The 13844-nt window shown below is 70.8% G+C and carries 3 protein-coding genes; all 3 read left to right on the top strand.

The genetic code is table 11. The annotated features are described in order from the left end of the window. The first annotated feature begins 22 nt into the window (after window positions 1-22). From ACFYXH_RS33890 to ACFYXH_RS33880, 3 genes are read left to right on the top strand one after another with little or no spacing between them, the layout of a single operon-like run. The gene (locus ACFYXH_RS33890) at window positions 23-5143 is read left to right on the top strand and encodes an amino acid adenylation domain-containing protein (RefSeq protein WP_389571270.1); all 5121 of its coding nucleotides are present in this window, start codon (window positions 23-25) and stop codon (window positions 5141-5143) included. Next, window positions 5140-9606 carry a MupA/Atu3671 family FMN-dependent luciferase-like monooxygenase gene (locus ACFYXH_RS33885; protein ID WP_389571267.1) on the top strand — a complete coding sequence of 1489 codons (4467 nt, stop codon included), beginning with the start codon at window positions 5140-5142 and terminating at the stop codon, window positions 9604-9606. The genes ACFYXH_RS33890 and ACFYXH_RS33885 overlap by 4 nt, the downstream gene beginning before the upstream one ends. Then, window positions 9603-13838, top strand: coding sequence for a type I polyketide synthase (locus ACFYXH_RS33880; protein WP_389571264.1), 4236 nt, complete (start codon window positions 9603-9605; stop codon window positions 13836-13838). The genes ACFYXH_RS33885 and ACFYXH_RS33880 overlap by 4 nt, the downstream gene beginning before the upstream one ends. The last annotated feature ends 6 nt before the right edge of the window (window positions 13839-13844 follow it).

Below are 13844 nucleotides of genomic sequence, written 5' to 3'. Positions count from 1 at the left end.
TGCAATCGGGGAGCCCAAAGAAATGCCTGAGACGACACCACTGTTCAGTGAGATATTCGACCAGAACGTCGCGGCGACGCCGGAGGCGATCGCGGTCGAGTTCGGTGACCAGCGGCTGTCGTACCGTGAATTGGACGACAGATCGGCCCGGCTGGCTGCGGAGCTCATCCGCAGAGGCGTCGGCCGGGACAGTGTGGTCGGGATCGCGGCGAGCCCGTCGCTCCACCTACCGCCGGCGGTGCTCGGCATCCTGCGCGCCGGTGCGGCCTGGCTCCCTCTCGACCCCGCCTACCCGGCAGACCGGCTCCGCTACATGATCGCCGACTCCGGGCTCTCCCTGCTCGTCGCCGATCCCGACACCGCTCGTGACCCGGCGTACGACGGTCTGGAGATCATCAGCCCCGACGCGGGTCCCGCTGTGCCGACGACGCCCGCCGCCGGGGAGCCGTGGCCGCTCCCGACGCCCGGCCAACTCGCCTACGTGATCTACACCTCGGGGTCCACCGGCCGTCCCAAAGGCGTCGCACTCACCCATCGGGGGCTGGCCAATCTGGCCCGCGCGCAGATCGACACCTTCGGCGTCGAACCGGACGGCCGGGTGCTGCAGTTCGCGCCGACCAGCTTCGACGCCTCGGTATTCGAGATGACGATGGCGCTGTACGCGGGCGCCACCCTGGTGCTGGCGCCGCGCGACGACATCGCGCCCGGTCCCGGCCTCGCGGACTTTCTGCGCGACCGTCGCATCACCCATCTCACGCTGCCGCCCTCGGTGCTGGCCACGCTGCCGGAGACCCCGCTGCCCGACCTGGCGGTGCTGGTGTGCGCCGGCGAGGCGCTTCCGGAGCACCTCGTCGAGCAGTGGCTGCCCGGACGCCGCATGTTCAACGCGTACGGGCCCACCGAGGCCACCGTGTGGGCCACGGTCGCCGAGCTGACTGCCGACGGCGGCAAGCCTTCCATCGGCACGGCCATCCGCGGCGCCCGCACCCTGGTCGTCGATGAGTCGCTGCGGCCGGTGCCCGCGGGCACGCCCGGCGAGTTGCTCATCGGCGGGGCGGGAGTGGCGCGTGGTTACCTCGGCCGGCCGGGCCTGACCGCGGAGCGGTTCATCCCCGACCCCGGCTCTGCCGAGACCGGTGCACGGCTGTACCGCACGGGTGACCGCGTGGTCGAGCGGGAGAATGGCAGCCTGGAGTTCCTCGGCCGCTTGGATCACCAGGTCAAGATCCGCGGCTTCCGCATCGAGCCGGACGAGATTGCCCGGCAGCTGGCCGAGCACGCGCAGGTCACCGATGCCGTGGTGATCCCGCGCGACGACGGGGCCGGGCCGCGGCTCGTCGCCTACGCGACGGGCGTCGGCCTCGACGCCGCGGGGCTGCGGGCCCATCTCGCCGAGCGTCTCCCGGAGCACATGGTGCCGGCCGTCGTTGTGCCTCTGGCGCAGATGCCTCTGACACCGAGCGGCAAGATCGACCGGGACCGACTGCCCGTGCCCGCCAGAGGATCCCGCAAATCCTCCGGCCGTACGGAGCCCCGCACCCCCACCGAACGAGCGCTCGCCGCCATGCTGGCCGACCTTCTGTCCCTCGACTCGGTCGGCGCGGACGACGACTTCTTCGCCCTCGGAGGCCACTCACTGCTGGCCGGGCGGCTGGCTGCCCGGGTGCGCTCGGAGCTCGGCCGCGAGCTTCCCCTGCGCCGCGTGTTCGAAGCGCGCACCGTGGCGGCGATGGCCCTCCTGATCGACTCGGCCGCCGCCGGGCTGACCGTGCCACCGATCCGGGCCGGGGCGCGTGGGGACGGGGGCGCACCGGTTCCGGTGTCCTTCCCTCAGGAACGCATCTGGTTCCTGGAGAAGCTCGCGCCGGGCAACCTCGCCTACAACGCGCAGGCCACGATCCGGCTGCACGGCCCGCTCGACATCGACGCACTGCACGCCACCCTCACCGAAATCGTGCGCCGCCACGATGTGTTCCGTACCGCGTTCCGCGAGGTCGACGGTCGGCCCATGCAGTTCCCGCAGCCGACGACGCAGGTCTTGCTGCCGCTGCACGACCTGGCCGGGCTCTCCGCCGGCGAGGGGACGGAGCGCGCCGACGACATCATCAGGGAGACCGTGCAGGCCCCCTTCGATCTCACCACACCGCCGCTGGTCCGCTGGGTGCTGATCCGGCACGGCGAGGACGACCACACACTCGTACACGTCGAACATCACCTTGTGCACGACGGCTGGTCGTACGCGCTCTTCCTGCGTGAGTTGCAGGAGCTGTACCCGAGTCTGGCGCACGGCAAGCCGTCGCCGCTTCCCGAGCCGGCCATCGGCTACTCCGACTTCGCCCTGTGGCAGCGGGAGTGGTTGCAAGGTGACGTCCTGGACGCGTACGTGGCGCACTGGACCAAGGAACTCGACGGCATACCCGCCGCGTTGGAGCTTCCTACGGACCGTCCGCGGCCGGTCGCGCAGAGCTTCAAGGGCTCCTCGGTGCGCATCGACCTGCCCGGGGAACTGTGCCGCAAACTGCGCGCCTACAGCCGCTCCCGCGGCACCACCCTCTATTCCACGATGCTCGCCGGGTTCTCGGCGGTGATGTCGCGCTACAGCCGTCAGTGCGATGTGGTCGTCGGCAGCGGGGTCGCCAACCGGCGACTCACAGAGATCGAGCAGATGATGGGCATGGTCGTCAACACCGTGCCGTTGCGCATCGATCTGTCCGGACAGCCGGGCTTCGACGCACTGGTCCGGCGCGTCCACGACACCGTCGGACGGGCACACGAATGGCAGGACGTGCCGCTGGACCGGCTCGTCGACGCCCTGGCGCTGCCCCGCGACCCCTCGCGCAACCCTGTGTTCCAGGTCATGTTCAGCTTCCACGACTCACAGATCCCGGACCTGGACTTCATGGGCATCCGCGGCTCCGTGCTGGAGCTGCACAACGATTCCGCCAAGACTGACATCAACGTGGTGGTGATCCCGCGTGCGGAGCAGCGCGCCGGGCGCGGAGTCGGTGACGACGACGCGGCCATCACCCTGATCTGGGAGTACGCCTCCGACCTCTTCGACCCCGAGACCATGCGCCGGATGGTCCAGCACTACACGACCGTCCTCGACGCGGCACTCGACTCCCCCGAACTCTCCTACGAGCACCTTCCTCTGCTCACCGACGGCGAGCTGGCCGGCATTCTCCGGGGAGCGCGGGGAGCGGCGACGCCGTTCCCGTACGAGCGCACTGTCCCGGAGCTCTTCGCCGAGCAGGCAGCCGCCCGGCCGGACGCGACAGCGCTCGTCAGCCGCGCGAAGTCCTACACCTACGCGCAGGTGGAGGAGCGGGCCAACCGCCTGGCCCAGCTGCTGCGGGCGCGCGGCGTCGGCAGGGACGTGCCCGTCGGCGTACTGCTCGAACGCGGCGACGAGATGGTGATCGCGCTGCTGGCGGTCCTCAAGGCCGGCGGCGGATACGTACCGCTCGACCCCGGATATCCGGCGGAGCGGCTCACCGCGATGCTCGACGACGTCGCCGCGCCGCTTGTGGTGACGCGCGCGGGTCTAAAGGGGCGGCTGGCCCCGGGGGCGGCGCGGACGCTGGTCCTGGACGAGGTGGCCGAGGAGCTGGCGAACGCCCCGGCACACGCGCCGGCTGCGCAGGCCGCATCCGACAGCCTCGCGTACATCCTGTTCACCTCCGGCTCCACCGGCAGGCCCAAGGGCGTGATGGTCGAACACCGTTCGGTGCTGCGGCTGGTGTGCGGGACCGACTATGTCTCCTTCGGGCCGGCCGAGCGATTCGCGCAGGTTGCCGACGCATCCTTCGACGCGCTCACCTTCGAGTTGTGGGGCGCGCTGCTGCACGGCGGTGCGCTGTTCGTCATCGACGCGGACCAGCTGCTCACCCCCGGCGGGCTGGCGGCGGCGCTGAGCGAGCACGGTGTGACCAGCATGTTCCTCACCTCGGCGCTGTTCACGGAGGTGATGACTCAAAGCCCGGGCGCCTTCGGGGGGTTGACCAATCTGCTGGTCGGCGGCGATGTGCTGAATGTGAGCCGGATACGGCAGCTGCTGGACGGTTCCGCCGCCGACCGGCCGGCGCGGCTGCTCAACGGCTACGGACCCACCGAGACCACGACGTTCGCGGTGTGCCACCTGATCGAGGCGCTGCCGGACGGTGCGCCCTCGGTGCCCATCGGCCGGCCGATCGCCAACACCACGGCCCATGTGCTCGATCCGCACCTGCGGCCCGTGCCGGTCGGCGTGCCGGGCGAGCTGTACATCGGCGGACCGGGCGTGGCCCGCGGTTACGCGAACCGCCCCGGGCTCACCGCCGAGCGGTTCCTGCCCGACCCGTACGCCGGTGGCGGAGCGCGGATGTACCGCACGGGTGATGTGGCGCGCTACCACCGGAACGGAACGGTGGAATTCCTCGGCCGGGCCGACAACCAGGTCAAGATCCGCGGATTCCGGATCGAGCCCGGGGAGGTGGAGACGGCGCTCAGCGCTCACCCCGGCGTCGGCCAGGCCGCGGTCGTCGTCGACGACGACGCCCCGTCCGGTCGGCGGCTGGTCGCCTATGTGGCGCGCGCGCCGGGTCGGTCGGCGCCTTCCCCGGAAGAGCTGCGGGACTTCCTCGCCCGGACGTTGCCCGCGTATCTGCTGCCCGCCGCGTATGCCGAAGTGGCGGCGATGCCCCTGACTGCCAGCGGCAAGGTCGACCGGGCCGCGCTGCCTGCGGTCGACGACAGCCGGCTGCCGCTCGACGGCCATGTGCCTCCGCGCACCGCGACCGAACGGACACTGGCCGAGCTCCTCGCGGAAATGCTCGGCGTCCCCGGAGTCGGGGTGGCGGACGACTTCTTTGTTCTCGGCGGGAACTCCCTGCTGGCGATGCGCCTGATGAGCAGGGTCAACGAACTGTTCGTCGTGGACGTGCCGCTGCGTGACTTCCTCGGCGCGCCGACCGTGGAGCGCCTCGCGTCCGCAGTGGACGCCGCGCTCGCATCCGCCGACGGCGACCGCCCGCCGCCCACGGCCCGCGGCACTGTCGGCGAGACCGATGCCGACGAGGACCTGCTCGACCGGATCGACGAACTCTCCGACGACGAGGTGAACGCACTCTTGCGTGACATGGCTGAGAACGAGGTCGAACGATGACGGACGGCGCTCTCTCCGGCGGCACGGCCGACGACCGGCGTGCCCGGCTCGCGGAGCGGCTCAAGCGGCGTATCTCGGAGCGCCATTACCCTCTCTCCTACCCTCAGCAGCGCCTGTGGTTCCTCGACCAGCTCGACCCGGGCAGCGCCGTCTACGTCGTCCCCCTGATCTACCGGATCAGCGGCCCGCTGGACGTCGCCGCCATGGAGCACGCGCTCGGCCAGGTGGTCCGCCGACATCACGTGCTGCGTACGGTCTACCGGTCGGTGGACGGCACGCCGCGCCAGTTCGTCCGGCCGGCGGAGCCCGTGACCATCCCGGTCCGCGATCTGTCCGCCCGGCCCGACCCGGCGGCCGAGGCGGAGCAGGAGTGCCGGCAGGAGGCCGGCCGGCCGTTCGATCTGGCTTCGGACGTGCCCGTACGGGCCCTGCTGCTGCAGCTCGCGCCCGACGAACACTGGTTCTGCCTGAGCCTGCATCACATCGCTTGTGACGGATGGTCGCTCGGCGTCCTTGGCAGCGAACTGTCCGCCCTGTACGGGGCTTTCATGGACGGTCGGGAGCCCGAGCTTGCACCGGTGGAGAGGCAGTACGCAGCCTTCGCCGAGGACCAGATGGCCCGGCTCACGGGGGAGCCGCTGGAGGAGATGCTGGGTTACTGGCGGGAGCGGCTGGCCGGGGCACCGGCCCTCGCGACGCTGCCCGCGGATCGTCCGCGGCCTCCCACGCAGAGCCACCTGGGCGACCATCTGGACTTCGCCATCGGCCCCGATGTCACCGAGCGGGTGGGCGAGTTGGCCCGCTCCAGCGGCGCCACGCCGTTCGCGGTGCTGCTGGCCGCGTTCACTGCCGTGGTGCACTCCCGGGCCGGCGGCGACGAGGTGATCGTCGGATCGCCCGTGGCGGGACGGACCAAGGCCGTCCTGCAGCCGCTCATCGGCTTCTTCACCAACACCGTGGTGCAGCGCGTTGACGTCTCCGGCGAGCCGACCTTCCAGCAACTGGTGGCTCGCGCCCGGGACGAGAGCCGGTCCGCGGTCGCGCACCAGGAGCTGCCCTTCGAGAAGCTGGTGGAGGAGCTTCAGCCCAGCCGTGACCCGGCCCACAACCCGCTCTTCCAGCTCATGTTCAGCTACCACGAGGGTGATGCGGACGGCCTGGTCCTGCCGGGTTGCGAGGCACGGCTGGTGCCGGGCGATACCGAGACCGCGAAGTTTGACCTGACCCTGAGCCTGACCCGCGTCGGCGACCGGCTGTCGGCCCGCCTCGAGTACAGCACCGACCTCTTCGAGAAGGACACGGCGCTCTCGATAGGCAATCAATTCAGCGCTGTCCTCGCCGCCGCCGTGGCCGCCCCGGACACCCCGCTGCGTCAACTGCCCGTGCTGTCACCGGACGAGACCCGCCACGTCCTCGTGGACTGGAACCCGCCCGCCGAGCCCGTACCGGACATATTGGTTCACGAGCTGATTGCAGAGCAGGCCGCGCGGACGCCGGACGCCCCGGCGCTGCTGGGTGCGGACCAGCAGCCACAGGACGCGCTGACATACATCGAACTGGACCGGCGCGCCGAGGCGCTGGCCGCCCGGCTGCGCGCATACGGCGTCGCCGCGGACGTTCCCGTCGGCGTCTATCTGGACCGCTCGCCCGACCTGGTCGTCACACTGCTGGCCGTCCTCAAGGCCGGCGGCGCGTATCTGCCGCTCGACCCCGGCTATCCGGCGGACCGGATCGCGTTCATGGCCGAGGATTCGCGCACGCCGGTGATCGTGACGCGAGTGTCCCTGGCCCGTCGCATCGCAGGGTTGCCCGCTTCGCTGTTGCTGCTCGATGCGCCCGAGCGGGACGTGACACCTGCCGGGCCCAGCCCGGCCGGCACCGTCTCGCCGCAACATCTGGCGTATGTGATCTACACCTCGGGCTCGACCGGCAGGCCCAAGGGCGTGATGATTTCGCACCGCAATGTCCAGACGTTCTTCGGCGGCATGGACAAGGTGCTCGGCGGGGACTTCCCGAACACCTGGCTTGCCGTCACCAGCATGTCCTTCGACATCTCAGTGCTGGAACTGCTGTGGACGTTGGCACACGGCTACCGGGTGGTCATCCGTGGCGACGAACCGAGTGCGCACAGCGCCGGGGCGGGCGGCATGACCGTCACCTCCTCCGTGCAGGCCCGGCCGGTGGACCTCAGCCTGTTCTACTTCGGCGGCGACCGGGGAGGCGAGCCGGGCGATGCGTACCGGCTGCTGACCGAGGGCGCCAAGTTCGCCGACCGGAACGGGTTCTCGGCCGTATGGACGCCCGAGCGGCACTTCCACGAGTTCGGCGGTCTGTACCCGAATCCGTCGGTCACCGCGTCCGCGATCGCGGCGATCACCGAGCGCGTGGCCGTACGGGCGGGCAGCGTCGTCCTGCCTCTGCACGATCCGCTCCGGGTAGCCGAGGAGTGGTCCGTCGTGGACAACATCTCCCACGGAAGGGTCGGCATCTCGGTCGCCTCCGGCTGGCAGCCGGACGACTTCGTACTTGCGCCCGACGCCTACGCCGACCGCAAGAAAGCCATGATGAGCGGCCTCGACGAGCTGCGCCGGCTGTGGCGAGGGGAGACCGTACGCCGTCGCAACGGGGCCGACGCCGAGACGGACGTACGCATCTTCCCGCCGCCCCTGCAGGACGAACTGCCGGTGTGGGTCACCAGCGCGCGCAGCCCGGAGACCTTCCAGCTCGCCGGAGAGAGCGGCGCGGGGCTGCTGACCCATCTGCTCGGGCACAGCGTCGAGCAGCTCGCGGAGAAGATCCAGCTCTACCGGCAGGCCTGGCGCGAGGCCGGGCATCCGGGCAACGGCCAGGTGACGGTCATGCTCCACACCTTCGTCGGGACCGACACCGACGAGGTGCGCGAGACCGTGCGCGAGCCCCTGTGCGCGTACATCAAGTCCTCCTTCGACCTGCTGACCGGCCTCGGCCAGGCGATGGGGCGAGAGATCGATCTGCGTACGCTGCCCGAGGACGAGCTCGACCACCTCGTCGCGCAGGCCTTCGACCGGTTCTTCGAAACGTCGGGGCTGCTGGGCACTCCGGAGCACTGCGCCGATGTGATCGACCGGCTCAAGTCGATCGAGGTTGACGAGGTCGCCTGCCTCATCGACTTCGGCGTCGAGCACGAGCGAGTGCTCGCCTCCCTGGAACATCTCGCGACGACACGCGAGCTGAGCGAGTCCCGGCGTCGCACCGCGCAGGCCGACGAGCCCATTGCGGCACAGCTCGTACGGCACGGGGTCACCCATCTGCAGTGCACGCCCTCGGTGGCGGGGCTGCTGGCCGAGGACGAGGAGGCCGCCGCCGCCCTGGCCGGGCTGGACCGGCTGCTGGTCGGCGGCGAGGCACTGCCCGCCCCGCTCGCCGAGCGGCTGGCAACACTACTGCCCGGCAGGGTGCACAACATGTACGGGCCCACCGAGGCGACGGTCTGGGCGACGACGGCGTCAGTGGGCGGTCCCCGGCCGGTGACGCCGGTGACCATCGGGCGGCCACTGGCCAACGTACGGGCGTATGTCGTCGACGCCTATCTGCGGCCGACGGCCGCCAACGTCCCCGGGGAGCTGCTCCTCGGCGGCCCCGGTGTCGCGCGTGGCTATCTCGACCGGCCCGCGCTCAGCGCGGAACGCTTCGTGCCGGACCCCTTCTCCGCGAAGCCGGGAGCGCGGCTCTACCGCACGGGCGACCTGGTGCGTCGGCGTGCCGACGGCGAGCTGGAGTTCCTCGGCCGGCTGGACCACCAGGTCAAGGTCCTCGGCCACCGCATCGAGCTCGGCGAGATCGAGAACACGCTGGGCGCACATCCCGACGTACGAAGCGTCGTCGTCGCGGTGCGCGGGGACGGCGGGCACAGCCGCCTCGTTGCCTACTGCGTGCCCGTCCCGCACGGGGCGGACGCCCTGACCGGTCCCGCACTGCAGGCGTTCGGCGCCAAGTCGCTGCCGGACTACATGGTTCCCGCGGACGTCGTCCTCGTCGACGCTCTGCCGATGACGGCCAACGGGAAAGTGGACCGCGGAAGGCTGCCCGCCCTGGAGAACCGGCCGGCTGCCGTCTACCGGCCGCCGGACAACGACAAGGAGCGTCACGTGGCCGAGGCACTGGCCGAGGTGCTGCACGCGGACCGGATCGGCATGGACGACAACTTCTTCGAGGCAGGCGGAAATTCGCTGCTCGCCGTGCAGGCCAGGGCGCGGTTGCAGCCCGTGCTCGGCGATCGGCTGTCCCTCGTGGACATCTTCCGCTACCCCACGGCGCGGGCTCTGGTCGCCGCTTTCGACACAGCGGGTGCGGCAGGGGGCGCGGGTCCGGCAGGCGCGGCGGGGGGCGGCGACGGACTGGACCGGGTGCGCAAGGCGGCGGGCAGGCGGGCCGACGCGTTCGCCCGGCAGGCGAAGCGGCGAGCGGAACGGAGTGGGGCGTGACGGGCGGCGAGGAGCTGGACGGCGTTGAGCCGGTGGCCATCGTCGGCCTGGCCTGCCGAGTACCGGGGGCCAGGACGGTCGATGACTTCTGGCGCAATATGCGCGACGGGGTGGAGTCGATCACCTGGTTCGGCCGGGAGGAGCTGGCGGCCGCGGGCATCGACGAGGAGACGCTGGCCGATCCCGACTATGTCCCCGCCTCCGGTCATCTGGAAGGCGCGGACCACTTCGACGCCTCGTTCTTCGGCTTCAACGCGGGCGAGGCCGAGACGATGGACCCCCAGCAGCGCATGTTCTGCGAGACCGCCTGGGAGGCCATGGAGGACTTCGGTCACGACCCGGCACGCTTCGACGGCACCGTCGGTGTGTTCGCAGGCTCGTTCATGAACAAGTACATGGCCCAGAACCTGAACACCAATACGCGCTTCCTGCGCTCACCGATGGCCCCCGCGGCACGGATGTTCAACGACAAGGACTTCCTTGCCACCCGGATCGCCTATCTGCTCGACCTGACCGGCCCGGCCTACACGGTGCAGACAGCCTGCTCGACCTCGCTGGTCGCCACCCACCTGGCCTGCCAGTCGCTGCTCAGTTACGAGTGCGATGTCGCGCTGGCCGGCGGAGTGACGGTCAATGTGCCGCTGAAGGCCGGCTATCCGGTCGCGGACAGCGGGCTCTTCAGCGGCGACGGCCGCTGCCGCCCGTTCGACGCGACGGCCGACGGCGCGGTGCCGGGCAACGGCGCTGTGGTGCTCGTGCTGCGCAGGCTGTCCGAGGCGCTGGCCGACCGTGACCACATCTACGCCGTGATCCGCGGTTCTGCGGTCAACAACGACGGTTCGATGAAGGCGGGATTCGCTGCCCCCAGCGTCGACGGCCAGGCCCGGGTGATCGCTTCGGCGCTGGCGATTGCCAACGTCGATCCGTCCACCATCGGCTATCTGGAGGCGCACGGTACCGCCACTCAAGTGGGCGACCCGATCGAGGTCACCGCACTGACGCAGGCGTTCCAGCTGCCCGACGACGCCGTGGGCCGGTGCGCGCTGGGCTCGGTCAAGGCCAACATCGGGCATCTGGACGCGGCGGCGGGCGCCGCCGGACTCATGCGGGCCACCCTCGCCGTACATCACGCGCAGATCCCTCCCACCGCGAACTTCACCCAGCCAAACCCCGAACTCCAGCTGAAACGCACGCCGTTCTATGTGCCGAACAGCGCCCGCGACTGGCAGCCGGCTAGCGGACCGCGGCGGGCCGGGGTGAGCTCCTTCGGAGTGGGCGGCACCAACGCACACGTCGTCATCGAACAGGCACCGGCCACAGCCACCGAGCCCTCGCCGGCGCAGCCGCGCGAGTGGCAGCTGCTGCCCGTCTCCGGACGTGACCGGACCACCGTGGATGCCGCGACCGAGCGGCTGGCTGCCCACCTCGACCGCGCGGATGCGTCCCAGACCCTGGCCGACGTGGCGTTCACGCTGCAGGACGGCCGACGGAGCTTCGGGCTGCGGAGGTTCACGGTCTGTACGGACACGGCGGACGCGGTGCGCGCGCTGCGGGGCGACGAGCCGGACCGGCTGATCACCAGAACCGCGCCCGACGGGAAGCACGAGGCGGTCTTCGCCTTCCCCGGCGGCGGCATGCAGCACCCGGACATGGGCCTGGACATCTACCGCTCGGAGAAGGTGTTCCGTACCGAGGTGGACCAGTGTGCCGAGCTGCTGGCGCCGAGGCTTGGGTTCGACCTGCGCAGGCTGCTCTTCCCCGCCGCCTTCACCGCGCTGAGCGGCAAGGAACTCGCCGGTGGCGCCGCCACTATGGGACGCGGCCAGGGGGCCGGCGTGGTATCCGCGCTGTTCACCATCGAGTACGCGCTGGCCCGTCAGCTGATGGCCTGGGGCGTACGCCCGGCAGCGATGATCGGGCACAGCCTCGGCGAGTACGTTGCTGCCTGCCTCGCCGGAGTGTTCACACTCCCGGGCGCGCTCGACATCACCCTCGCCCGGGGCGAGCTGTTCGCGAAGATGCCGCCGGGCCGGATGCTCGTCGTGCAGCTGCCCGAGGAGGAGCTGCTGCCCCTGCTGTCCGACCGAGTGTCGGTCTCGGCGGTCAACGCGCCCGATCTCACGGTGGTCGCAGGGCCGGACGAGGACATCGCGGCGCTGCTCACGGATCTGCGCGCTCGCGACATCGACTGCCGCAAGGTGAGCGTGCCGGTGGCCAGCCACTCGTGGATGGTCGACCCCTATCTCGAAGAATTCACCCGCAAGGTCGAGCAACTTGCGCTGTCCAAGCCGGAGATACCCTTCGTCTCCAGCGTCACCGGCACCTGGATCACTCCGGTGGAGGCCACATCCGCCGCGTACTGGGCGCAGCATCTGCGCCGGCCGGTGCGGTTCGCCGACGGGGTGCGCAGCGTTCTGGACCGGCCCGGCCGGATGCTGCTGGAGGTCGGCCCGGGCAAGGCGCTGACGTCGCTGGCCACCGCCCAGCGAATGGCGCCGGCTCCGGTCGCGGTCTCCACGATGGGGCTGCCGCGCGACCCGACGCCCGATCTGGCCCACCTGGTCACCGCCGTCGGCCAGTTGTGGCAGCAGGGGGTCCCCGTGGACTGGAACGCCTTCCACGGCGAGGCCGCCCCGCGCCGTGTGCAGCTGCCCACCTATCCGTTCCAGGGCAAGCGGTACTGGGTCGAGGCGCAGCGGACCCGGCCGCACACCGAGCCGGAGCCGGACTTCGAGGATGCGGCACCCGAGGCGGTCGGGGACCGGGCCGACGGGCAGATGGCTCCACGTACCACGACGGAACGCCAAGTAGCCGACATCTGGTGCAGCTTGCTGGGTGTCGACCGGATCGGAGTCGACGACGACTTCTTCGATCTGGGAGCGCACTCGCTGATGGTGACGCAGGCGACCCGCCAGCTGCGGCGCATGGGCGTCACCGGCCTCGCCGCCCGGGACGTGCTGCGCGCGCCGACGGTGGCGGCGCTGGCCGCCATGGTCGAACGGGCGCTGGGCGGCACGGATGCCCCGGCTGTGCCGTCAGGCCCGGTCCTCGAGGACGAGGTGCTGCTGGACGAGGACATCCGGGCGGGCGATCTGCCCGCTCCGCACGAGGGACCGCCGAGGGCCGTGCTGCTCACCGGCGCCACCGGCTTCGTCGGCGCTTTCCTCTGCGCCGAGCTGCTGGAACGTACGGACGCCACGGTCCTGTGCCTGGTACGGGCCGCGGACGTGGCGGAGGGACTGGAGCGGGTCCTCTCCGCGCTGGACTCGTACGGCCTGGCGGTACCCGGGAACCGGCTGCGCGTGGTGACCGGCGACCTGGCCAAGCCGCTGCTCGGCCTGACACCGGACAGCTTCGACGAGCTGGCCACAGAGGTCGACGCCATCTACCACTGCGGCGCATGGGTCAACTTCGTACGCCCCTACCGTGCCCTGAAGTCGGCCAATGTGCTCGGCACCCAGGAGATTCTGCGGCTGGCTGCCCGGTCCCGCCTCAAACCCGTGCATCACATCTCCACGCTGGCAGTCCTCGCCGGTGCGATGACCGGCGAGCGGGACACCCTCCGCGAGGACGATCCGCTGCCTCCACCGGTCGGTCACGACACCTCGTACAGCCAGAGCAAATGGGTGGCCGAAGGCCTGGTCGGAATTGCACGGGAGCGCGGGATCCCGGTGTCCGTCTACCGCGCGGGCGGGGTGTTGTGCGACAGCCGTAACGGCGCCGCCAACAGCGAGGACTACATCACCAAAGTCATCCAGGGATGCGTCCAGCTGGGGCTTGCGCCGCTCCGCGCGTACGAACTGTCCGTCGGCACGGTCGACCACCTGGCGAAGCTGGTCGTCGGACTGTCCCAGCGGCCGGAATCACGGAACCGGACGTTCCACACCATCGACCCGCAGCCGCTCGAGTGGAACCACATCTTCCAGAGGATCAGGGAGTTCGGGTATCCCGTGCGCAGCGTGCCCTTCGAGGAGTGGCGTGCGGCGCTCATCGAGCAGGTGGACCGGGAGGGCGAGGACAACGCCCTGGCACCGCTGATGGCCATGCTCGGAGATGTGCCCGACCGGCGGATGCCCGCGATCGACTGCGGCAACGTCCTGCGGACGCCGTCCCTGGCACCCGCACCGGCCCTGGACGCCTCCTTCTTCCAGCGGATGCTCGGGTTCTTCGTACGCCGGCAACTGCTGCCCGCGCCCGAGGGCGGCGCGACCACCACCAGGACGGAGAAGTGACAAGAC

Source organism: Streptomyces sp. NPDC002730, assembly GCF_042888805.1.
Lineage (GTDB): Bacteria > Actinomycetota > Actinomycetes > Streptomycetales > Streptomycetaceae > Streptomyces.
This window is presented reverse-complemented; position numbering and strand designations above follow the sequence as displayed.